The 22515-nt window shown below is 72.8% G+C and carries 17 protein-coding genes; 8 read left to right on the forward strand and 9 right to left on the reverse strand.

Annotated features, from left to right (window positions below):
• Positions 1-115: 115 nt before the first annotated feature.
• The 4 genes from ACFVU7_RS03335 to hrcA form a co-directional block, all read right to left on the reverse strand.
• Positions 116-3358, reverse strand: coding sequence for a PDZ domain-containing protein (locus tag ACFVU7_RS03335; RefSeq protein ID WP_388044041.1), 3243 nt, complete (start codon positions 3356-3358; stop codon positions 116-118).
• Between the two features lie 152 nt (positions 3359-3510).
• On the reverse strand, positions 3511-4260 hold the full coding sequence (locus ACFVU7_RS03340; RefSeq protein ID WP_375876393.1) for a 16S rRNA (uracil(1498)-N(3))-methyltransferase: 750 nt from the start codon (positions 4258-4260) through the stop codon (positions 3511-3513).
• Between the two features lie 87 nt (positions 4261-4347).
• Complete coding sequence (gene dnaJ, locus ACFVU7_RS03345) at positions 4348-5484, reverse strand: molecular chaperone DnaJ (RefSeq protein WP_049651911.1); 1137 nt, start codon at positions 5482-5484, stop codon at positions 4348-4350.
• Between the two features lie 75 nt (positions 5485-5559).
• Positions 5560-6594, reverse strand: a complete 1035-nt coding sequence (gene hrcA / locus ACFVU7_RS03350) for a heat-inducible transcriptional repressor HrcA (RefSeq protein WP_049651912.1) — start codon at positions 6592-6594, stop codon at positions 5560-5562.
• Between the two features lie 287 nt (positions 6595-6881).
• Between hrcA and htpX the strand changes: the two genes are divergently transcribed.
• The 3 genes from htpX to ACFVU7_RS03365 are packed head-to-tail and all read left to right on the forward strand — an operon-like array spanning position 6882 to position 9275.
• On the forward strand, positions 6882-7802 hold the full coding sequence (gene htpX, locus ACFVU7_RS03355; RefSeq protein ID WP_049651913.1) for a zinc metalloprotease HtpX: 921 nt from the start codon (positions 6882-6884) through the stop codon (positions 7800-7802).
• 29 nt (positions 7803-7831) lie between these two features.
• Complete coding sequence (locus ACFVU7_RS03360) at positions 7832-8416, forward strand: hypothetical protein (protein ID WP_388044043.1); 585 nt, start codon at positions 7832-7834, stop codon at positions 8414-8416.
• Positions 8417-8447: 31 nt separating this feature from the next.
• The gene (locus ACFVU7_RS03365; protein WP_049651915.1) at positions 8448-9275 is read left to right on the forward strand and encodes a DUF3097 domain-containing protein; all 828 of its coding nucleotides are present in this window, start codon (positions 8448-8450) and stop codon (positions 9273-9275) included.
• 217 nt (positions 9276-9492) lie between these two features.
• On the opposite strand, the gene ACFVU7_RS03370 is transcribed toward ACFVU7_RS03365, so the two are convergent.
• Genes ACFVU7_RS03370 through ACFVU7_RS03380 form a run of 3 tightly spaced genes read right to left on the reverse strand, consistent with a single transcriptional unit; the run spans position 9493 to position 13303 of the window.
• Positions 9493-10050 (reverse strand): Uma2 family endonuclease, encoded by a 558-nt coding sequence (locus tag ACFVU7_RS03370; protein WP_074000724.1) that lies wholly within the window; start codon positions 10048-10050, stop codon positions 9493-9495.
• Between the two features lie 41 nt (positions 10051-10091).
• Positions 10092-11321 carry a radical SAM family heme chaperone HemW gene (gene hemW, locus ACFVU7_RS03375; RefSeq protein WP_387827085.1) on the reverse strand — a complete coding sequence of 410 codons (1230 nt, stop codon included), beginning with the start codon at positions 11319-11321 and terminating at the stop codon, positions 10092-10094.
• A gap of 59 nt (positions 11322-11380) precedes the next feature.
• A complete protein-coding gene (locus ACFVU7_RS03380) occupies positions 11381-13303 on the reverse strand; it encodes a long-chain fatty acid--CoA ligase (RefSeq protein WP_049651918.1) in 1923 nt (640 codons plus the stop codon).
• Positions 13304-13613: 310 nt separating this feature from the next.
• Here ACFVU7_RS03380 and ACFVU7_RS03385 point away from each other — a divergent pair, with 310 nt between their 5' ends.
• A complete protein-coding gene (locus ACFVU7_RS03385; protein WP_049651919.1) occupies positions 13614-15347 on the forward strand; it encodes an ABC transporter ATP-binding protein in 1734 nt (577 codons plus the stop codon).
• A 185-nt stretch (positions 15348-15532) separates the two neighbouring features.
• On the forward strand, positions 15533-17431 hold the full coding sequence (locus ACFVU7_RS03390) for an ABC transporter ATP-binding protein (protein WP_074001145.1): 1899 nt from the start codon (positions 15533-15535) through the stop codon (positions 17429-17431).
• Positions 17432-17517: 86 nt separating this feature from the next.
• On the opposite strand, the gene lepA is transcribed toward ACFVU7_RS03390, so the two are convergent.
• A complete protein-coding gene (gene lepA, locus ACFVU7_RS03395) occupies positions 17518-19386 on the reverse strand; it encodes a translation elongation factor 4 (protein WP_063780165.1) in 1869 nt (622 codons plus the stop codon).
• Positions 19387-19726: 340 nt separating this feature from the next.
• On the opposite strand from lepA, the gene rpsT reads away from it, so the two are divergent.
• Complete coding sequence (gene rpsT / locus ACFVU7_RS03400) at positions 19727-19996, forward strand: 30S ribosomal protein S20 (protein WP_030309778.1); 270 nt, start codon at positions 19727-19729, stop codon at positions 19994-19996.
• A 263-nt stretch (positions 19997-20259) separates the two neighbouring features.
• Positions 20260-21108 (forward strand): hypothetical protein, encoded by an 849-nt coding sequence (locus ACFVU7_RS03405; RefSeq protein WP_380741691.1) that lies wholly within the window; start codon positions 20260-20262, stop codon positions 21106-21108.
• A gap of 23 nt (positions 21109-21131) precedes the next feature.
• On the opposite strand, the gene holA is transcribed toward ACFVU7_RS03405, so the two are convergent.
• On the reverse strand, positions 21132-22130 hold the full coding sequence (gene holA, locus ACFVU7_RS03410; RefSeq protein ID WP_074000721.1) for a DNA polymerase III subunit delta: 999 nt from the start codon (positions 22128-22130) through the stop codon (positions 21132-21134).
• Between the two features lie 74 nt (positions 22131-22204).
• Between holA and ACFVU7_RS03415 the strand changes: the two genes are divergently transcribed.
• Positions 22205-22498 (forward strand): hypothetical protein, encoded by a 294-nt coding sequence (locus tag ACFVU7_RS03415; RefSeq protein WP_049657893.1) that lies wholly within the window; start codon positions 22205-22207, stop codon positions 22496-22498.
• Positions 22499-22515: the final 17 nt, after the last annotated feature.

A 22515-nucleotide genomic window follows, 5' to 3' on the forward strand; every position in this document is an offset into this window, starting at 1 on the left:
GCCGTACGGGCGCAGCCTAGCCGAGCCGGGCGACGGCCTGCTGGCGCTTCCGGCGCCCCGGGGCCGCACCCGCGGGGCGGGACGCCGGACCGGCCGGCGTCCCGCCCCGGAGCCGCTACGCCCAGGGCAGCGGCGGCGCGGTACGGGCCGGGGCCCCGGCGAGCTTCGCCAGGGCGAGCCGGACCCCCTCGGACAGCTGCGGGTCCTCGCCGGCCGCCCAGTGGTGCGGGGCGAACGGCACCGCGACGTCCGGGTCGACGCCGTGGTTCTCCAGGCCCCAGCCGTACTTCTCCAGCCACAGCGCGTACTTGGGCTGGGTGACGAGGGTGCCGTCGACCAGCCGGTAGCGGCTGTCGATGCCGATCACCCCGCCCCAGGTGCGGGTGCCGACCACCGGGCCGATGCCGAGCACCTGGATGGCGGCGCTGACCACGTCGCCGTCCGAGCCGGTGAACTCGTCGGCGAGCGCGACCACCGGGCCGCGCGGGGCGTCCGCCGGGTAGGGCACCGGGTGGTCGGTGTCCCGGATGACGTCCCAGCCGATGATCCGGCGGGCCAGCTTCTCGATCACCAGCTGCGAGGTGTGGCCGCCCCGGTTCCCCCGGACGTCGACGACCAGGCCCTCCCGGGCCATCTCGGTGCTCAGGTCGCGGTGCAGCTGGGCCCAGCCGGCCGTCTGCATGTCGGGGATGTGCAGGTAGCCCAGCCGCCCGCCGGACAGCTCGCGCACCGCGGCCCGCCGCCCGGCCACCCAGTCGTGGTAGCGCAGCGCCTCCTCGTCGGCGAGCGGGACGACCACCGGGTGGCGCCGGTCGGTGCCGTCCTTCCCGGCCACCGTCAGCTCGACCGGCTGCCCGGCGGTGCCGGCCAGCAGCGGGGCCGGGCCGGTCACCGGGTCCACCGGGCGGCCGTTGACGGCGAGCACCGCGTCGCCCGGGCGGATCGCCGCGCCGGGCGCGGCCAGCGGCGAGCGGGCCCTGGGGTCGGAGGACTCCCCGGGCAGGATCCGGCCGATCCGCCAGTGCCCGCCGTCCCGGACGAGGTCGGCGCCGAGCAGGCCCTGGCGCCGGGCGGGCTCGGTGTACCGGCCGTACGGCATCACGTAGGCGTGCGAGGTGCCGAGTTCGCCGTGCACCTCCCAGAGCAGGTCGACCAGTTCGTCGTGCGAGCCGACCCGCTCGACCAGCGGCCGGTAGCGCTCCAGCACCCCGTCCCAGTCGACGCCGGAGAGGTCGGGGCGCCAGAAGTTGTCCCGCATCAGCCGGCCGTTCTCGGCGTACATCTGCCGCCACTCGGCGGCCGGGTCGACGGTGATCCGCAGCCGGGCGAGGTCGACGGCGGCCTCCTCGTCGTCGCCGCCCTTGTGGTCCGCCGGGACGACCCTCAGCTCGCCCTGGTCCAGCACGGCGACCCGGGTGCCGTCCGCGCTGACCGAGAAGTCGTCCACGCCGTGCACCAGCTGCTCGACCCGGCGCTTGCGCAGGTCGAAGCGCTCCAGCACCGGACGGGGCCGGTCGTCGTCCAACGAGGCGGCCTCGTCGCCGAGTTCGCCCGTCAGCGGGGCCCTGGTCCAGAGCACGCCGTCCTTCGCGGCGGCCAGCTCCTCGAAGCGGCCGCCCTCGACCGGGAAGGGGATGATCCGGTCGGCGATGCCGTCCAGGTCCACCCTGGTCACCGGCGCGGCGTCGGCGGCCGCCTCGCCGTCCGCCTTCCGGGCCTTCGGCTCGTCCTCCTCCCCGCCGAGCGGGCGCCCGGCCCGCTGCGGCCCGAACGGGGAGGGCGTGTCGGCGGCCAGCGTGACCAGGTGGGGGCGGCAGCCGTTCGGGAAGGACAGGTCGAAGACGTGCGCGTCGTAGACCGGGTCGAAGTTGCGCACCGACAGGAAGGCCAGGTAGCGGCCGTCCGCGGTGAAGGAGGGCGAGGTGTCCACGAAACGCGGCTGGGTGACCTCGCCGACCGTCCGGGTCGCCAGGTCGGCCAGCACGATCTGGCGCAGCGAGTGCGGGCCCATCCCGCGCACCGGGCGCGACCAGGCCAGCCAGGCCGAGTCCGGGCTGAAGGCCGGGGTGCCGGGCTCGCCGTCGGCGCTGCGGTCCAGCTCGTGCACGGCGCCGTCGGCGAGCGTCACCAGCAGCACCCGGCCGTCGTGCGCGCCGAGCGCGGCCTGCTTGCCGTCCGGGGAGACCGTCAGCGCGTTGACCCGGCCGAGCCGCCCCGCGGCCAGCCGGCGGCGCTCGGCGCCGTGCAGGTCGGGGGCGAACTCCAGGGCGTCCCCGCCCTCGGCGTCGGACACCCAGAGCACCCCCTGGGCGCCGTCCTCGCCGGGCACCACCCGGGCCAGCCGCCCGCGCACGCCCGGGGTCTCGTCCAGCACCCGGGCCGGGCCCTCGCGGTGGGTCAGCCAGTGCACACCGCCGCGCACCACCACGGCGCTGCCCCGGCCGGTGCGGTCGGGGGCGACGGAGTCCAGCCAGTGCGCGGCGGGCACCGGGCGGGGGCGGCGCCCGGCCCGCGGGCCGGCCAGCCGGACGTCCAGCCGGCGCGGCTCGGCACCCGCCAGGTCGTCCAGCAGCCAGAGGTCCCCGGCCCGGTGGAAGACCACCCGGGTGCCGTCGGTGCCGGCGCCCCGGGCGTAGAAGCCGTCCGGGTCGGCGGTGTGGCGGCGCAGGTCGGTGCCGTCCGGGCGGCTGGACCACAGCTCGCCGACGCCCTCGTGGTCGGACAGGAAGGCGATCCGGTCCCCGACCCACAGCGGGGAGTCCAGCTGCCCGTCCAGCTCCGCGTGGACCCGGGCGAACTCCTCCCGGCCGAGCCACAGCTTTCCGGCCCGCCCGCCCCGGTACCGCTTCCACCAGGCCGGATCGCGGCCGTTGACGCTGCTCAGCAGCACCCGGTCGCCGCCCGGCTCGAAGGCGAGCCCGCCGACCGGCCCGTACGGCAGCCGCTGCGGCTCGCCGCCGTCCAGCGGCACGGCGTGCGCCCAGGTGCGGCGCAAGCTGGCCTCGCCGGCCCCGGTGGCGGCGATCGGACGGCCGTCGGCGGTCCAGCCCAGCACCCGGGTCTGGTGGCTGCCCCAGTGGGTGAGCCGGCGCGAGGGGCCGCCGTCCACCGGCACCACGTGCACCTCGGGGGCGCCGTCCCGGGTGGAGGTGAAGGCGAGGTGCCGCCCGTCCGGGGAGAACCTCGGGTGGTGGACCGGCAGGTGGTCCGCCGTCAGCCGCCAGGCCCGGCCGCCGTCCAGCGGGGCGAGCCAGAGGTCGTCCTCGGCGACGAAGGCGAGCAGGTCGCCGTGCAGGTGGGGATGGCGAAGGTAGGCGCCCGCCGAGGAGTTCGGGGAGGTGCTCTGGGAGTCCGTCACCCGGCCAGCCTAGGCAGGTACACGGACCGTCCGCGCCGTTTTTCCCAGACTCCCGGCACCGTCCGCGGGCGGCCGTGCCGCGGTCGCCGCCGGGGTGTACGGGGGCGCGCCGAGGGGCGCGCCGACGGCCTGCCGGGGGTGCGCCCGGGGTGCTACGACCAGCGGCCGGTGCGCCCGAGCAACAGCGCGCCGGCGGCCACCCCGGCGGTGGAGGTGCGCAGCACCGAGGGGCCCAGCCGGTACGGCCCGGCGCCCGCCCCGGCGAAGGCCGCCAGCTCCTCCGGGGAGACCCCGCCCTCCGGGCCGACCACCAGGACGATGTCCCCGCCCTCCGGCAGCACGGCGTGCGCCAGCGGTTCGGCGCCCTCCTCGTGCAGCACGGCGGCGAACGCGGCCCCCGCCAGGACGGGCGCCAGCTGCCTGGTGGTCATCGGCTCGCGGACCTCGGGGAAGCGCAGCCGGCGAGACTGCTTGCCCGCCTCCCGGGCGGTGGCCCGCCACTTGGCGAGCGCCTTGGCGCCGCGCTCGCCCTTCCACTGGGTGATGCAGCGCGAGGCGGCCCACGGGATCACCACGTCCACGCCGACCTCGGTCATGGTCTCCACGGCCAGCTCGCCGCGGTCGCCCTTGGGCAGCGCCTGGACGACGACGATCCGCGGCGCGGGCTCCGGCTCGCGGCGCACGGCGGCGACCCGCACGTCGATCGCGTCCTTGCCGAGCACCTCGGCGACCGTGCCGTCCACGCCGAGCCCCAGCCCGTCGGCCAGGGTCACCGCCTCGCCCGGCTCCAGCCGCTTCACCGCGGCCGCGTGCCGCCCCTCCGGGCCGTCCAGACGCACCACGGCCCCGGGCGCGGCGGCGGCGATCCGCTCGGTCTCGACGACGAAGACGGGCGCGGTCATGACGGGGAACCTCTTTCGTGCGGAAGTGGGACGGACACGCGAAAGGGGTGCCGGGGTCGTTGGCCCCCGGCACCCCTCCGCGGACGGCTACCGGCCGTTGAAGGCGTCCTTCAGCCGGGAGAAGAGGCCCTGCTGGCCCGGCGCGAACTGGCCGGACGGCCGCTCCTCGCCGCGCAGCACCGCGAGGCGGCGCAGCAGCTCCTCCTGCTCGGGGTCGAGCTTGCTGGGCGTCTTCACCTCGACGTGCACTATCAGGTCGCCCCGGCCGCCGCCGCGCAGGTGGGTGATGCCCCGGCCGTGCAGCGGGATCGACTGGCCGGACTGGGTGCCGGGCCGGATGTCGACCTCCTCCAGGCCGTCCAGGGTCTGCAGCGGCACCTGGGTGCCGAGCGCGGCCGCCGTCATCGGGATGGTGACGGTGCAGTGCAGGTCGTCCCCGCGCCGCTGGAAGATCGTGTGGGTGGTCTCGGCGATCTCGACGTACAGGTCGCCGGCCGGGCCGCCGCCGGGGCCGACCTCGCCCTCGCCGGCCAGCTGGATCCGGGTGCCGTTGTCGACACCGGCCGGGATCTTGACGGTCAGCGTGCGGCGGGCGCGCACCCGGCCGTCGCCGGCGCACTCCGGGCACGGGGTCGGCACGACGGTGCCGAAGCCCTGGCACTGCGGGCAGGGGCGGGAGGTCATGACCTGGCCCAGGAAGGACCGGGTGACCTGGGAGACCTCGCCCTTGCCGCGGCACATGTCACAGGTCTGCGCCGAGGTGCCGGGGGCCGCGCCCTCGCCGCTGCACGTGGTGCAGGTGACGGCGGTGTCGACCTGGAGCTCCTTGGTGGTGCCGAAAGCGGCCTCCTCCAGGGTGATCTCCAGCCGGATCATGGCGTCCTGGCCCCGGCGGGTGCGCGAGCGCGGGCCGCGCTGGCCGGCCGCGGCGCCGAAGAAGGCGTCCATGATGTCGGAGAAGCCGAAGCCCGCCGCGCCGGCGCCGAAGCCGCCCGCGCCGCCGCCCGGGGACAGCGGGTCCCCGCCGAGGTCGTAGACCTGGCGCTTCTGCGGATCGGAGAGCACCTCGTAAGCGGCGTTGATCTCCTTGAACCGCTCCTGCGTCTTCGGGTCCGGGTTGACGTCCGGGTGCAGTTCGCGCGCCAGGCGCCGGAACGCCTTCTTGATCTCGTCCTGCCCCGCATCCCGTCGGACGCCGAGTACCGCGTAGTAGTCCGTGGCCACCAAATGCTCCGCTTGTTCCGCCTGTAGTAGTGCTGCGACTGGTCACCGCCGTCGGATTTCCGACGGCGGCCTTTGCTAGGACTCGGCCAGGATCTGGCCCACGTACCGCGCCACCGCTCGCACCGCCCCCATTGTGCCCGGGTAGTCCATCCGGGTCGGACCGATCACACCCAGTTTCGCCACGCTCTCGTCGCCCGAACCGTAGCCGACCGAGACGATGGACGTGGAAGTCAGCCCCTCGTAGGTGTTCTCCCGCCCGATCCGGACCGTCATCGCGGCGTCCGCGGTCTCACCCAGGAGGCGGAGCAGGACGACCTGCTCCTCCAGGGCCTCCAGCACCGGCTGGATGCTGAGCGGGAAGTCGTGCCCGAAGCGGGTCAGGTTGGCCGTGCCGGCCAGCATGATCCGCTCCTCGTTCTGCTCGGCGAGCGTCTCGAACAGGGTCGCCAGGACCGTGCTGACGGTCGGCCGCTCGGCCGGTTCGAACTGCGCCGGCAGCTCCTCCAGCAGCCCCGGGACCTCCGGGAGGCGCCGACCGGCGGCCCTCGCGTTGATCCGGGCCCGCAGGTCCGCCAGCACCGTCTCGCCGACCGGGCCCGGGCAGTCGACCATCCGCTGCTCGACCCGGCCGGTGTTGGTGATCAGCACCAGCATCACCTTGGCCGGGGCCAGCGCCACCAGCTCGATGTGCCGGACGGTGGAGCGCGTCAGCGAGGGGTACTGCACCACCGCGACCTGCCGGGTCAGCTGGGCGAGCAGCCGCACGGTGCGCGCGACCACGTCGTCCAGGTCGACCGCGCCGTCCAGGAAGTGCCGGATGGCCCGGCGCTCGGGGGCGCTCATCGGCTTGATCTCGGCGAGCTTGTCGACGAAGAGGCGGTACCCCTTGTCGGTCGGGATGCGGCCGGCGCTGGTGTGCGGCTGGTGGATGTAGCCCTCCTCCTCCAGCGCCGCCATGTCGTTGCGGACGGTCGCCGGCGAGACCCCGAGGTTGTGCCGTTCCACCAGGGCCTTGGAGCCGACCGGCTCCTCGGTGCCCACGTAGTCCTGCACGATCGCGCGGAGCACGGCGAGCTTGCGTTCGTCGAGCTGGCGGACCTCACCGGCCATGGGGCACGCACCTCCGTCTTCGCACGTTGTCCGACTGTGTCCCTTGCTGCTGCGGGCCGCTCCGAAGACCCTTGCCCTGGCACTCTGAACACGCGAGTGCCAAAACCGTACCTGCCAGTGTAAGGCCCGGGTCCTACGGCAGGAACGGCCGGACCGGGGTGATCCTCCCCGCAGTTCCGCTCACGGCCCGCGGGGCCCCGGCGGTTCGATCCTCCCGGCGCCGGGGTGGTGCCGGGAGGCCGTCCGGGTGGCAGCATCGAAAGCGACGGCGAATGGAGGAGCAAGCGATGTCGAGCTCGGGCCAGCACACCCGTTTCGCGCCGGACCGCGGCCTGACCGGCCGCATGGTCGCGACGATGTTCGTGATCGGGCTGCTGTACGTCGGTTTCACCGGCCTGCTGATCGCGCTGCTGCGCGGCGCCTGGCCACTGATCGTCCTGATCTCCGGCGGGCTGTTCGTGGCCCAGTTCTGGTTCAGCGACAAGATCACCGAACGGGCGATGGGCGCCCGCCAGGTGTCCCCGGAGCAGTTCCCCCAGCTGCACGGCACCATCGACCGGCTCTGCGCCCTGGCCGACATGCCCAAACCCCGCGTGGCGGTCGCCGACAACGACATGCCGAACGCCTTCGCCACCGGCCGCAACCCGCAGAACGCGGTGGTCTGCGTGACCACCGGGCTGCTGCGCCGACTGGAGCCCGAGGAACTGGAGGGCGTCCTCGCCCACGAGCTGTCGCACGTCGCCCACCGGGACGTCGCGGTGATGACGATCGCCGGCTTCCTCGGCGTCCTCGCCGGGGCGATGACCCGGATCGCGATGTACGGCGGGTTCATGGGCGGCGGGCGCAACAACAACGACCAGAACGCGGCCGTCCTGGCGCTGATCATCCCGCTGGTGTCGGTCGTCGTCTACGCGATCAGCTTCCTGCTCACCCGGCTGCTGTCCCGCTACCGCGAACTCGCCGCCGACCGGGCCGCCGCCCAGCTCACCGGACACCCCAGCGCCCTCGCCTCGGCGCTCACCAAGGTGACCGGGCAGATCGCGGCCATCCCCAGCAAGGACCTGCGCCAGGCCCAGCCGTACAACGCCTTCTACTTCGCCCCCGCGCTGAGCGCCCGGGAGGCCGCCTCGCAGCTGTTCTCCACCCACCCGAGCCTGGAGAAGCGGCTGGAGCAGCTGGCGAAGATCTCCGAGCAGCTCGGCCGCTGAGCCTCAGTTTTCGACCCGAGAGGACCGCCGTGGGAATCCTGGACGCCCTGTTCGGCCGCACCAAGCCCGTCAAGCCCGACCTCGACCAGCTGTTCGGCGTGCCGTCCGCCGCGCTCACCCTGGAGGCCGGGGCCGGGTTCACCCCCACCGGGCTCGGCTCGGTCTGCTTCGCGGCCGTCGAGGGCGCGGCCTTCGTCCAGGTCCAGCAGCAGGTCCGGGCGCTGCTGGACGCCGACACCGAGCGCGGCGGCGTCCCCGTGGAGGCCTCCAAGGACGGCTACGGCTACTCCTGGCTGCTCGCCCGGCACCGCCCCGAGGAACTGCCCGAACTGGTCAACGACCTGCACGCGGTCAACAGCGAACTGGAGGCGAACGGCTTCGGGCCGCAGCTGCTCTGCTCGCTCGTCGGCTTCCGCGATCCGCAGGGGCGGTCGCTGGCCCTCGTCTACCTCTACAAGCGGGGGACGTTCTACCCCTTCGCCCCGATGCCCGGCGGCGGGGAGCGGCGCGACAGCCCGCTGGAACTGCAGGTCAACGCGATGCTGGGGAACGACCTGCGGCTGGAGAAGGACCTGAGCCGCTGGTTCCCGGTCTGGGGCGCGCCGGGCCTCTGACGCGCCGTCCGCCCTCCCTATGATCACCCGTATGCGCAGCCGCCAGTACGGACCCGACCTGACCCCGCCGTGGAAGAAGCAGCAGCCCGCCCCGGAGGTGCCCGCCGAGCGGGACCTGGTGGTCGAGGAGGCGGCGACCGGCTACTGCGGGGCCGTGGTGCGCTGCGAGAAGACCGCCGAAGGCTTCACCGTCACCCTGGAGGACCGGTTCGGCAAGCACCGGGTGTTCCCCCTGGTACCGCGCGGCTTCCTGCTGGAGGGCCGGGTCGTCACCCTGGTCCGCCCGGCCGGCCCGGCCCCCGCCCGCACCCCGGGCCGCACCGCCTCCGGCTCCGTCGCCGTCCCCGGCGCCCGCGCCCGGGTCGCCCGCGAGTCCCGCATCTACGTCGAGGGCCGGCACGACGCGGAGCTGGTCGAACGGGTCTGGGGCGACGACCTGCGGATCGAGGGCGTGGTCGTCGAGTACCTGCGCGGCATCGACGACCTGCCCGCGATCGTCGCCGACTTCGCCCCCGGCCCCGGCCGCCGCCTCGGCGTCCTGGTCGACCACCTGCTCCCGGGCACGAAGGAGCACCGCATCGCCGCCCGGGTCACCGGCGACTCGGTGCTGGTCGTCGGCCACCCCTACATCGACATCTGGCAGGCCGTGAAGCCCTCCTCCGTCGGCATCCCCGCCTGGCCCGCCGTCCCTCGGGGCGAGGACTGGAAGGAGGGCACCTGCCGCCGCCTCGGCTGGCCGGTGGACACCCCCGCGGCCTGGAAGCACATCCTCTCGAAGGTCGACTCCTACAAGGACCTGGAGCCCGAACTCCTGGGCCGGGTCGAGGAACTGATCGACTTCACGGCCCTGCCGGAGTGATCCCGCAAACGCGGATATCCTCTTCAGGAGTTCACCCCACCCCGGAGGTCGCCATGTCCCGGCCGCCGTACGAGCACTGCGACACGGCGATGCGGAACCGCCGCACCGCTGCTCTGGCCCGCATGCGCACGATGGTCACCGAAGGCAGGATCGACTTTGCCGCTATCGGTTACCCGGAGCCGGCCGAGCAGCCGGCTCCGGGAGGTCAGGCCGACCGTCAGGAGTAGGTCTGGAACTCCGTGGTGTCCAGTGTGATGCCGAGCAGGTCCACCGGGATGGGCTCGCCGAACTTGGCGGTTCGCTCGACCCTGTAGTCCGGCAGTCCCGAGGCACTCGCCCGGGTCGGCTCGGCCAGGAGCACGCAGACCGCCTTGATCGGGTCGACGACCAGGTACACGGGAATCCCGCCCTCGGCGTACAGCTCCCGCTTGGTCCGGTAGTCACGGAGAACACTGGTCTTGGAGACGACCTCGACCACCAACGTGAGGACGGGCGCGGGGACCAGGCGGCCGGGGCCCTCGAAGGCGTCCCGCTCGAAGACGACGAGATCCGGTTGGGGCTCGCTCGTCAGCCCGGGAAGATCGATGTCCTGCGTGGTCAAGCGGTACCACCGAGCCCGCGGGATCTGGTCCCGGATGGATTCGACAATGATGTTGTGGACCAGGTCCGGCCCGGCCATCATCACGATTTCCCCCCTGATGAGCTCGGCTTTGAAGCCTTCCGGGACCTCCAGGTTCTCGAAGATCCCCGTCATCCGGTCATCGATGGCGGTCACTGCGCGCTCCCTCCGACGGCTGACACCCACGTTAACGACACTCAGTCCACCAGGTCACGTACGACGGCGTCGGCCAGGAGGCGGCCCTGGAGGGTGAGGGTGGCGCGGCCCCGGGCGTAGGGGCCGGGGGCGAGGAGGCCGTCGGCGAGGTGGCGGTCGGCGGCCTCGCGGCCGGTGTCGGTGAGGAGGTCGAGGGGGATGCCGTCGACCAGGCGGAGCTCCAGCAGGATGCGTTCGACGCGGCGGTCCTCGTCGGCCAGCACCTCGCGGGCCAGGGCCGGGGTGCGGTGCTCGGCGAGGGCTTGGGCGTAGGCGGCGGGGTGCTTGGCGTTCCACCAGCGGACGCCGCCGACGTGGCTGTGGGCGCCGGGGCCGGCGCCCCACCAGTCGCCGCCGGTCCAGTAGAGCTCGTTGTGGCGGCAGCGGCCCTCGGGGGTGGTGGCCCAGTTGGAGACCTCGTACCAGGAGTAGCCGGCGGCGGCGAGCGCCTCCTCGGCGATCAGGTAGCGGTCGGCGTGCACGTCGTCGTCGATCATCGGCAGTTCGCCGCGCTTGACGCGGGCGGCGAGCCGGGTGCCCTCCTCGACGATCAGCGAGTACGCGGAGACGTGGTCGGGCCCGGCGCCGATGGCGGCGTCCAGGGAGGCCCGCCAGTCGTCGTCGGACTCGCCCGGGGTGCCGTAGATGAGGTCGAGGTTGACGTGTTCGAAGCCGGCCGCCCGGGCCTCGGCCACGCAGGCCTCGGGGCGGCCCGGGGTGTGGTGGCGGTCGAGCAGCTTCAGGACGTGCGGGCGGGCGCTCTGCATGCCGAAGGAGAGCCGGTTGTAGCCGCCCTCGCGCAGTTCGGCCAGGTACGCCGGGTCGACGGACTCCGGGTTGGCCTCGGTGGTGATCTCGGCGCCGTCGGCGAGCCCGAACTCCTCGCGGATCGCGGAGAGCATCTTGACCAGGTCGCGGGCGGGCAGCAGGGTCGGGGTGCCGCCGCCGAGGAAGACGGTGTGCACCGGCAGGTCGGCGGAGCCCAGCACCTTCCGGGCGTGGCGGATCTCGGCGACCACGTTGTCCGCGTAGGTCTCCTGGGAGGCGACGGCCCCGGAGGAGCGCAGCTCGGTGGCGGTGTAGGTGTTGAAGTCGCAGTAGCCGCAGCGGCTGGCGCAGTACGGCACGTGCAGGTAGAAGCCGAACGGCCGGTCGCCCAGCCCGTCGAGGGCGTGTGCGGGCAGGGAACCGTCGGACGGCACCGGATCGCCGTCGGGGAGTGCGGAGGGCATGACCCCATTGTCCCGTACGGCCCGACCGAACCCGGCGGGCCGTACGGGGGCGGGGCCGGTCAGGCCTCGTTGGCGCCCGCGTACATGGCGGTGACCGCGTCGGCGTAGGTCCGCTCGACCACCGGGCGCTTGATCTTCAGGCTCGGGGTGAGCTCGCCGTGCTCGATGTCGAGGTCGCGCGGCAGCAGGTGGAACTTCTTGATCGTCTGCCAGCGCTGGAGGTCGCCGTTGACCCGCTTGACGAAGCCCTCGATCAGCTCGTGGACGGCCGGCTCGACGGCCAGCTCGGCGTAGGACTTCCCGGCCAGGCCGTGCTCGGCGGCCCACGGCAGCAGGACGGCCTCGTCCAGGCCGATCAGCGCGGTGCAGTAGTTGCGGCCGTTGCCGATCACCAGGATGTTGCTGACGAACGGGCAGACCGCCTTGAACTTGCCCTCGACCTCGCTGGGCGCCACGTACTTGCCGCCGGAGGTCTTGAACAGGTCCTTCTTGCGGTCGGTGATCCGCAGGAAGCCGTCCGGGCTGAGCTCGCCGATGTCCTCGGTGTGGAACCAGCCGTCCGGCTCCAGCACCTCGGCGGTCTTCTCCGGCAGGTTGTGGTAGCCGCGCATGACGCCGGGGCCGCGCAGCAGGATCTCGCCGTCCTCGGCGATCCGCACCTCGGTGCCGGGCAGCGGGCGGCCCACGGTGCCGATCCGCACGTCCTCGGCCCGGTTGACGCAGGAGCCGGCGCTGGTCTCGCTCAGGCCGTAGCCCTCCAGGATCGGCACCCCGGCGCCGATGAAGAAGTAGCCGATCTCCGGGGCGAGCGCGGCGCTGCCGGAGACCGCGCCGCGCAGCCGGCCGCCGAAGGCCGCCCGGATCTTCGCGTACACCAGCTTGTCGGCCAGCGCGTGCTGCACCCGCAGGCCCAGCGGGGCGCTCTCGGTGCCGGTGGCGATGCGGCTCTGCTGGACCGCCCGGGCGTGCTCGCGGGCGACCTTGGCCGCCCACAGGAAGATCTTGTACTTGGCGCCGCCCTCGGCCCGGGCCCGGCCCGCGATGCCGTTGTAGACCTTCTCGAAGATGCGCGGCGCGGAGGCCATGATGGTCGGCCGGATCGCGGGCAGGTTGTGGATGATCCGGTCCACCCGGCCGTCCACCGCCATCACGTGCCCGGTGGCGATCTGCCCGGAGATCAGCGTCTTGCCGAACACGTGGGACAGCGGCAGCCACATGAACTGCACGTCGTCGGGGCCCAGCAGGCCGCTGGCCTCCTGCGCCCGGCCCTCGTACGCCCAGCAGTCGTGCACCAGGCGCACGCCCTTGGGGCGGCCGGTGGTGCCGGAGGTGTAGATGAGGGTGGCCAGCTGCTCCTTGCCGAGCCCGTCGACGGCCTTCTCCACCGCGTCCGGGTGCTCCGCCAGGTACCGGGTGCCGCGCTCCTCCAGCTCGGCGAGGGTGAGCAGGTCCAGGCCGCCGGTCTCGGGGGCCTCGGCGGGCGCGTCGAAGAGGATCACGGTGCGCAGTTCGGGCAGCTGGTCGAGCTGCCCGACGGCCTTCGCCAGTTGGGCCTCGTTCTCGGCGAACAGCGCCCGGGAGCCGGAGTCGGAGAGGATGAACGCGGTCTCGTCCGCGTTGGTGCTGGGGTAGACGGTGGTGATCGCGGCGCCCGCGCACATGGCGCCGAGGTCGGCGACGATCCACTCCAGGCGGGTCGAGGAGGCCAGGGCCACCCGGTCCTCGGGCCGGATGCCGAGTGCCATCAGGCCTGCGGCCACCGCCTTGACCCGGACCGCGGTCTGCGCCCAGGTGAGCGAGCGCCACTGCTCGGCGCCGGGCGCGCCGTCGGCGGCCTGCTCGTCCACCGGCGAGGGGTAGCGGTAGGCCTCGGCGTTCGGGGTCAGGGCGACCCGCTCCAGGAACAGGTGGGCGACGGAGGCGGGGCGCCCGGCGACGAGGTCGGGCCTGCCGGAGTCGATCAGGGACTGCGCGGAACTCAACGAGGACCTCCGGTGGCGGGTGGCCGTCTGAGGGATTGTCGCGGCGTCCGTGGGGGCGGTCGCCGGGCCCCCGGTTCACCTGAGCGGTACCGGTCAGTAACAAAGGGGCAATCAGCAGCCTAGGGGGAAACCGGTCATTCCGTAAGGGGGCGGCGCCCGACGGCACGACCCCGCGCGACCGGTGCCGCACCCCGCCGTTCGGCAAAGGCCCGGCAAACCTCCGGCTCCCGGACGCCGAATGACCTGTACGACGCTACAGAACACCGAGAATTGGGGTGCGAACCCGACCGGCGACGACAAGAGTGTGCTAGTGCTGATCAGACTGCTGAGGGCGTACCTGCGCCCGTACTCCCGACCGATCACCCTGCTGGTGCTGCTCCAGCTGGTGTCCACCCTCGCGGCGCTCTACCTGCCGACGCTCAACGCCGACATCATCGACGACGGCGTGGTCAAGGGCGACACCGGCTACATCCTGCGCGTCGGCGGGGTGATGATCGCGGTCACCGTCCTCCAGGCCCTCTGCTCCATCGGCGCGGTCTACTACGGCGCCCGCACCGCGATGGCCTTCGGCCGGGACGTCCGCGCCGCCGTCTTCGACCGGGTGCAGAGCTTCTCCGCCCGCGAGGTCGGCCAGTTCGGCGCCCCCTCGCTGATCACCCGCACCACCAACGACGTCCAGCAGGTCCAGATGCTCGCCCTGATGAGCTTCACGCTCATGGTCGCCGCGCCGATCATGTGCGTCGGCGGCATCATCATGGCGCTCAACCAGGACGTCCCGCTGTCCGGCCTGCTGCTCGCCGTCATCCCCGTGCTCGGCGTCGTCGTGGTCCTGCTGGTCCGCGCGCTGCGCCCCAGGTTCCGCAGCATGCAGGTACGGATCGACACCGTGAACCGGGTCCTGCGCGAGCAGATCACCGGCATCCGGGTCATTCGCGCCTTCGTCAAGGACGACCAGGAGCAGGCCCGCTTCGCCGACGCCAACGAGGACCTCACCCAGGTCTCCCGCCAGGTCGGCCGGCTGATGTCCATCATGTTCCCCGCCGTCATGCTGGTGGTGAACGTCTCCAGCGTCGCCGTGCTCTGGTTCGGCGCCCACCGCATCGACAGCGGCGCCATGCAGATCGGCGCGCTCACCGCGTTCCTCTCCTACCTGATGCAGATCCTGATGAGCGTCATGATGGCCACCTTCATGTTCATGATGGTGCCGCGCGCCGAGGTCTGCGCCGAGCGCATCCAGGAGGTCCTCGGCACCGACAGCAGCGTCGTCCCGCCCGCCGCCCCCGTCACCGAGGTCCCGCACCGCGGCACCCTGGAACTGCGCGGCGTCGACTTCCGCTACCCCGGCGCCGAGGCCTCGGTGCTGCGCGGCATCGACCTCACCGCCGGCCCCGGCCAGACCACCGCCATCATCGGCTCCACCGGCAGCGGCAAGTCCACCCTGCTCGGCCTCGTCCCCCGGCTCTTCGACGTCACCTCCGGCCGGGTCCTGCTCGACGGCGTGGACGTCCGCGAACTCGCCCCCGCCGCGATCGCCGAGAGCGTCGGCATCGTCCCGCAGAAGCCCTACCTCTTCTCCGGCACCGTCGCCAGCAACCTCCGCTACGGCCGGCCCGACGCCACCGACGAGGAGCTCTGGCACGCCCTGGAGATCGCCCAGGCCAAGGAGTTCGTCGAGAAGCTGCCCGAAGGCCTGGACGCCCCCATCGCCCAGGGCGGCGGCAACGTCTCCGGCGGCCAGCGCCAACGCCTGGCCATCGCCCGGACCCTGGTCCGCCGGCCCTCCGTCTACCTCTTCGACGACTCCTTCTCCGCGCTCGACTACGCCACCGACGCCCGGCTCCGCAAGGCCCTCGCCCGCGAGACCTCCGACGCCACCGTCCTGATCGTCGCCCAGCGGGTGTCCACCATCCGCGACGCCGACCGGATCATCGTCCTCGACGAGGGCGCCGTCGTCGGCAGTGGGACCCACCACGAGCTGATGGCCGACAACCCGACGTACCGGGAGATCGTGCTCTCCCAGCTCACCGAGCAGGAGGCGGCGTGACCACGCCCGGCAACAAGCCCGACCTGACCAAGGGGCCCGCCCCGAGAGGCGCCGCTCCCGAGGACGCCCCGGTGGACGGCGCCCCGGCGAACGGCGCCCCGAAGGACGCCGCCAAGGACGCCGAACTGCCCAGCGACTCCCAGGCCGCCGCCGCCCGCCGCGGCCCGGCCGGCCCCGGCCGCTTCATGGGCGGCCAGGGCACCGAGAAGTCCATGGACTTCAAGGGCTCCGGCAAGCGCGTCCTCGGCCTGCTGCGCCCCGAACGCAACACCCTGATCGGCGTCCTGGTCCTCGGCGTACTCGGCATCGGCTGCGCCGTCATCGGCCCCAAGATCCTCGGCGACGCCACCGACCTGATCTTCGCCGGTGTCGTCGGCGCCCGCTTCCAGGCCGGCATGTCCAAGGACCAGGTCATCGACGGGCTGCGCGCCCACGGCGAGGGCGGCGTCGCCGACCTGCTCTCCGCCGTCCACTTCACCCCCGGCCAGGGCATGGACTTCGGCGCCATCGGCACCGTCCTGCTCTGGGTGCTCGGCATCTACCTCGCCTCCGCCGTCTTCGGCATCTTCCAGGGCCGGCTCGCCACCCGGGCCATCCAGGCCGCGAGCTACCGGCTGCGCCAGGACGTCGAGGCCAAGCTCGCCCGGCTGCCGCTCAGCTACTTCGACAAGCAGCCGCGCGGCGAGGTGCTCAGCCGGGTCACCAACGACATCGACAACATCGGCCAGTCCATGCAGCAGACCATGGGACAGGTCGTCAACTCGCTGCTCACCGTGGTCGGCGTGCTCGCGATGATGTTCTGGATCTCCCCGCTGCTCGCCGTGATCGCCCTGGTCTCGGTGCCCGTCTCGGTCGTCGTCGCCACCAGGGTCGGCAAGCGGGCCCAGCCGCAGTTCGTCCAGCAGTGGAAGTCCACCGGCCAACTGAACGCCCACATCGAGGAGATGTACACCGGCCACACCCTGGTCAAGGTGTTCGGGCGCCAGCACGAGTCCGCGGAGACCTTCCGGGAGCACAACGAGGCGCTCTACCACGCCAGCTTCAAGGCCCAGTTCATCTCCGGCATCATCCAGCCCGCGATGATGCTGATCGGCAACCTCCAGTACGTGCTGGTCGCCGTCGTCGGCGGTCTGCGGGTCGCCAGCGGCGCGCTGTCCATCGGTGACGTCCAGGCGTTCATCCAGTACTCGCGGCAGTTCAGCCAGCCGCTCACCCAGGTCGCCAGCATGGCCAACCTGGTGCAGTCCGGCGTCGCCTCCGCCGAGCGCGTCTTCGAGCTGCTGGACGCCCCCGAGCAGAGCGCCGAACCGGCCATGCCGGAACGGCCCGACGTGGTGCGCGGCCGGGTCGCCTTCCAGGACGTGTCCTTCCGCTACGACCCCGAGAAGCCGCTCATCGACGACCTCTCGCTCAAGGTCGAGCCCGGCCAGACCGTCGCCATCGTCGGCCCCACCGGCGCCGGCAAGACCACCCTGGTCAACCTGCTGATGCGGTTCTACGAGGTCAGCTCCGGACGGATCACCCTCGACGGCGTGGACATCGCCGCGATGTCCCGCGAGGAACTGCGCTCCGGCATCGGCATGGTGCTCCAGGACACCTGGCTGTTCGGCGGCAGCATCGCCGACAACATCGCCTACGGCGCCGAGTCGGCCACCCGCGACCAGGTCGTCGAGGCCGCCAGGGCCGCCCACGTCGACCGCTTCGTGCGCACCCTGCCGGACGGCTACGACACCGTCATCGACGACGAGGGCACCAACGTCAGCGCCGGCGAGAAGCAGCTGATCACCATCGCCCGGGCGTTCCTCGCCCAGCCGTCCATCCTGGTCCTGGACGAGGCGACCAGCTCCGTCGACACCCGCACCGAGGTGCTGATCCAGCGGGCCATGGCCCGGCTGCGCACCGGCCGCACCAGCTTCGTCATCGCCCACCGGCTCTCCACCATCCGGGACGCCGACGTGATCCTGGTGATGGAGAACGGCTCGATCGTCGAACAGGGCTCGCACGACCACCTGATCGCCGCCGACGGCGCCTACGCCCGGCTCTACCAGGCGCAGTTCGCCGAGGCCGTGGCCGAGGTGGACTGACACTCCCCCGAAGACCGTCGGAGAACGCGGGAAGGGCCCGGGCTGATGCCCGGGCCCTTCCCGCGTTCTCCGAACGCCTGCCGCCGTTACTTCTTCTCCTTCGGCGCCTCGGCGTCGGTGGACAGCGCGGCGATGAAGGCCTCCTGCGGGACCTCCACGCGGCCGACCATCTTCATCCGCTTCTTGCCTTCCTTCTGCTTCTCCAGCAGCTTCCGCTTACGGGAGATGTCACCGCCGTAGCACTTGGCGAGGACGTCCTTGCGGATCGCGCGGACCGTCTCGCGGGCGATCACCCGGGAGCCGATGGCCGCCTGGATCGGCACCTCGAACTGCTGGCGGGGGATGAGCTTCTGGAGCTTGCCCGCCATCATCACGCCGTAGCCGTAGGCCTTGTCCTTGTGGACGATCGCGGAGAAGGCGTCCACCGCGTCGCCGTGCAGCAGGATGTCGACCTTCACCAGCTGGGCGGACTGCTCGCCGATGGGCTCGTAGTCCAGCGAGGCGTAGCCGCGGGTCTTGGACTTCAGCTGGTCGAAGAAGTCGAAGACGATCTCCGCGAGCGGCAGGGTGTAGCGCAGCTCGACCCGGTCCTCGGACAGGTAGTCCATGCCCTGGAGGTTGCCGCGGCGGGACTGGCAGAGCTCCATGATCGCGCCGACGAACTCGTTGGGCGCGAGGATGGTGCCGCGCACCACCGGCTCGAACACCTCGGCGATCTTGCCGGTGGGGAACTCGCTCGGGTTGGTGACGGTGTGCTCGGTGCCGTCCTCCATGACCACCCGGTAGACCACGTTCGGGGCGGTGGAGATCAGGTCGAGGTTGAACTCGCGCTCCAGGCGCTCCCGGATGATCTCCAGGTGCAGCAGGCCGAGGAAGCCGCAGCGGTAGCCGAAGCCGAGCGCGACCGAGGTCTCCGGCTCGTACACCAGCGCGGCGTCGTTGAGCCGCAGCTTGTCGAGGGCGTCGCGCAGCAGCGGGTAGTCCGAGCCGTCCAGCGGGTAGAGGCCGGAGAACACCATCGGGCGCGGGTCCTTGTAGCCGCCGAGCGCCTCGGTGGCGCCCTTGTGCATCGAGGTGATCGTGTCACCGACCTTGGACTGCCGGACGTCCTTCACACCGGTGATGATGTAGCCCACCTCGCCGACGCCGAGGCCGTCGGCGACCTTCGGCTCGGGCGAGATGACGCCGATCTCCAGCAGCTCGTGGGTCGCGCCGGTGGACATCATCGAGATCCGCTCGCGCTTGGTGAGCTGCCCGTCCACCACACGGACGTAGGTGACCACGCCGCGGTAGGAGTCGTACACCGAGTCGAAGATCATCGCGCGGGCCGGGGCGTCCTTGACGCCGACCGGGGCCGGGACGGTGTTGACGATGTGGTCCAGCAGGTCCTCGACGCCCAGGCCGGTCTTGGCGCTGACCTGGAGCACGTCGGAGGGGTCGCAGCCGATGATGTGGGCGATCTCGGCCGCGTACTTCTCCGGCTGGGCGGCCGGCAGGTCGATCTTGTTGAGGACCGGGACGATCGTGAGGTCGTTCTCCAGCGCCAGGTACAGGTTGGCGAGGGTCTGCGCCTCGATGCCCTGGGCCGCGTCGACCACCAGGATGGTGCCCTCGCACGCGGCGAGGGAGCGGGACACCTCGTACGTGAAGTCCACGTGGCCGGGGGTGTCGATCATGTTGAGGATGTGCGTCGTCCCGGCGTTCGGACCGGTCTTCGGCGCCCACGGAAGGCGGACCGCCTGCGACTTGATGGTGATGCCGCGCTCACGCTCGATGTCCATGCGGTCGAGGTACTGGGCACGCATCTGCCGGGGGTCGACGACGCCGGTGATCTGCAGCATCCGGTCTGCGAGCGTCGACTTGCCGTGGTCGATGTGGGCGATGATGCAGAAGTTGCGGATCAGCGCCGGGTCGGTACGGCTGGGCTCTGGCACATTGCTGGGGGTCGCGGGCACCTTGGTCCGATTCTCCGTTGGTCCGGGGCCGGGGGTGTCCGGGTCATCGCTGACCGGTTTCCCGGGGACCGGACGGGCTCGTCCGATCGAAATAGTCCCTGCCATCTTCCCACGACCGCGGGGCGGGCCGCCGGTCGGGCACCCGGGGCCGTCCGGGGCCGCCCTCGCGAGCGGTCGCGAGCGGTCGGGGGCGGCCCTCGCGGGCGCCCGGGTTTGGGGCGGGCAGCGGGCCCCTGGTAGCGTGGGCTGCTGCACCCGGCCTCGGCATGCCCTCTCAGCTGGTCCGACGGCCACCGGGTGCGAACCCGTTCAAATCCTTAGACAAGACTGAGGCTCCTTCGTGGCGAACATCAAGTCCCAGATCAAGCGCAACAAGACCAACGAGAAGGCGCGCCTGCGCAACAAGGCCGTCAAGTCCTCGCTGAAGACCGCTCTGCGCAAGGCCCGTGAGGCCGCTGCCGCCGGCGAGACCGAGAAGGCCACCGAGCTGGCCCGCGCCGCCTCCAAGGCGCTGGACAAGGCCGTGAGCAAGGGCGTCATCCACGCCAACCAGGCCGCCAACAAGAAGTCGGCCATCACCAAGCGCGTCAACACCGCCGTCCAGGCCTGACGCCCCGGGGTCTTCGACCCCCACCGCTTCGGAGCGACCCGGCCCTCTACCCGGCCCCCCGAGGCGCGCAAGACTCGCACCGCACGCGGCCTGCGTTCGCCACGCGGGTGCGGTGCACAGAAGCAGTGCGACAGGCGTCGCAGCCGGCCTCTCCCCGAGGCCGCTGCGGCGCCTGTCGCGTTCCGCGGCCCGGCGGCTATCGTCGGTCGGGTCCGACCGGGGTGCGGGGAGCACCTCGGCGCCAGGTCCAGGGGGGAACTTCCATGACGACGCCACCGCCGCCGCAGCCACCGAACGGACCGGGATACGGCTTCCCGCAGTCACCGAACGGACCAGGGTACGGCTTCCCGCAGCAGCCGCGCGGGGGCGCGCAGCCCGTACCGGGCGCTCCCGGCCCCGCGGGCGCCGGCGGCTTCGGACCGCCGCCGGGGCTGCCCACCGCGCCCGGCCTGCCCGCCGCCCCCGCCCCCGGGCGGAGCGGGAACCTGCGGCGCAACGCCGTCTGGGCGTTCGTCGGCGCGGTGACCGTCTCGATCGGCTGGGCCGCGGCCGTGACGGCCGTCCCCGGCCTGGTCAGCAGCGACTCCTCGCCGCGCGACCTGCGCGGCTACCACCTCTCCGACGACTTCTGCGCCACCGGGAAGCCCACGAAGCTCCTGCAGACCTACTCCGTCTCGGACACCTCCAAGCCGACCCACCACACCGACCGGCACCCGGCGCTGGACAGCATGAACTGCTCGATGTCGCTCAAGCGCACCGGCGGCACCAGCGACAGCGAGTCCGCCACCCTCTACATGCGCGTCGACCTGCACAAGGCGGTCAACCCGGCGCCCGAGCTGGAGGCCAACAAGGAGCTCTACCGGGCCCGCGGCTACCAGGTCACCGACATCGCGGGGCTCGGCGAGGAGGCGTACTTCCTGTACAAGGACGACGGCTCGGACCAGTACCACAGCGTCTACGCCGAACTGGACATCCGCGACGGCGGGATGACGTACTACGTCACCTACTCGGCCGGCTACACCGAGGGCAAGGGCAAGCCGCCGACCAAGGAGGAGCTGCGCACCGCCCTCCAGTCCGACGGGCAGGACACCGTGCGGGCCATGAAGAAGTAGCGCCAGGCCGCGGCGCCGGGCCGTCAGTAGGCGGGCCGGGAGCCGGCCCGGGAGGCCCGGGCGACGGCGACCACCGCGCGCTCCAGGGCGTACGCCGGGTCGTCCGAGCCGCCCTTGACGGCGGCGTCGGCCTGGGCGATCGCGGTCAGCGCGGTGGCCACCCCGTCGCCCGTCCAGCCGCGCATCTGCTGGCGGACCCGGTCGACCTTCCACGGCGGCATGCCCAGCTCGCGGGCCAGGTCGCCCGGGCGCATGTTCCGCCCGGCGCTCGCCAGCCGGCCGATGCTGCGCACGCCGGAGGCCAGCGCGTAGGTGATGCCGGTCGGCGGCTGGCCGACGGCCAGCGCCCAGCGCAGCCGCTCCAGCGCCTCCGCGGCCCGGCCGGTGACCGCCAGGTCGGCGACCTCGAAGCCGGTCGCCTCGGCCCGGCCGCTGTAGTAGCGGGCCACCACCGTCTCGTCGATCGTGCCCTCGACGTCGGAGGTCAGCTGGTTGCAGGCGGCCGCCAGCTCGCGCAGGTCGCTGCCGAGCGCGTCCAGCAGCGCCTGGCAGGCCTCCGGGGTCGCGGAGCGGCCCAGGGTGCGGAACTCGCCCTTGACGAAGGCCAGCCGCTCGCTCGCCTTGGCCAGCTTGGGGCAGGCCACCTCGCGCCCGCCGGCCTTGCGCCCGGCGTCCAGCAGGCCCTTGCCCTTGGCTCCGCCGGCGTGCACCAGCACCACGATCACTTCTTCGGCCGGGGCCTCGATGTACGCCTTGACCTCCTTCACGGAGTCGGCGGAGAGGTCCTGCGCGGCCCGGACCACGATCACCTTGCGCTCGGCGAACAGCGACGGCGTGGTCAGCTCGGCCAGGCTGCCGGGCTGCAGGCCGCCGGGCGGCAGGTCCCGTACGTCGGTGTCCGGGTCCGCCGCCTTCGCCGCCGCCACCACCTGGGCGACCGCGCGGTCCAGCAGCAGCTCCTCCTGGCCGACCGCGAGGGTCAGCGGGGCGAGCAGGTCGTCGGGTGCACTCTTCCTGGCCATCGCCTACCAGCATCCCACGGGCCGCGGACACTCCCGCCCGACGGAGCGGGCGGCCCGACCTGGACAATGTCCGGGTGAGCGAGAACCACACCACCGACCTCCCGGCCGTCGACGACCCGTACGCCCGGCAGCTGCTCGTCCTGCCCGACCGCGACACCGCCGAGGAGGCCGCCGAGGAGCTCGGCGCCGCCCAGCCCGACCTCGGCGAGCTCGAAGTCGTCCGCGACGCGCTCGCGGGCGAGGACGACGCCGAGGACGCCCAGTGGCTGGTCGTGGCCGAGGCCCCGGAGAGCGGCTGGACCCCGGCGCTGCTGCACGCCCTCGACCGCCTCGCGGCCGGCTACGAGGGCTGGCGCGAGGAGGCGTGACGGCCTGAGGGCCCCTG

It is taken from the genome of Kitasatospora sp. NPDC058046 (assembly GCF_042885595.1).
Classification (GTDB): Bacteria; Actinomycetota; Actinomycetes; order Streptomycetales; family Streptomycetaceae; genus Kitasatospora.

What these genes read in the sequence shown, in the direction of transcription:
- htpX (WP_049651913.1), top strand. Translation starts at nt 6,882, where the DNA reads ATGTCGAGCTCGGGCCAGCACACCCGTTTCGCGCCGGACCGCGGCCTG.
- holA (WP_074000721.1), bottom strand. Translation starts at nt 22,130, where the DNA reads ATGGCCAGGAAGAGTGCACCCGACGACCTGCTCGCCCCGCTGACCCTC.
- ACFVU7_RS03405 (WP_380741691.1), top strand. Translation starts at nt 20,260, where the DNA reads ATGACGACGCCACCGCCGCCGCAGCCACCGAACGGACCGGGATACGGC.
- ACFVU7_RS03365 (WP_049651915.1), top strand. Translation starts at nt 8,448, where the DNA reads ATGCGCAGCCGCCAGTACGGACCCGACCTGACCCCGCCGTGGAAGAAG.
- hemW (WP_387827085.1), bottom strand. Translation starts at nt 11,321, where the DNA reads ATGCCCTCCGCACTCCCCGACGGCGATCCGGTGCCGTCCGACGGTTCC.
- ACFVU7_RS03340 (WP_375876393.1), bottom strand. Translation starts at nt 4,260, where the DNA reads ATGACCGCGCCCGTCTTCGTCGTCGAGACCGAGCGGATCGCCGCCGCC.
- ACFVU7_RS03390 (WP_074001145.1), top strand. Translation starts at nt 15,533, where the DNA reads ATGGGCGGCCAGGGCACCGAGAAGTCCATGGACTTCAAGGGCTCCGGC.
- hrcA (WP_049651912.1), bottom strand. Translation starts at nt 6,594, where the DNA reads ATGGCCGGTGAGGTCCGCCAGCTCGACGAACGCAAGCTCGCCGTGCTC.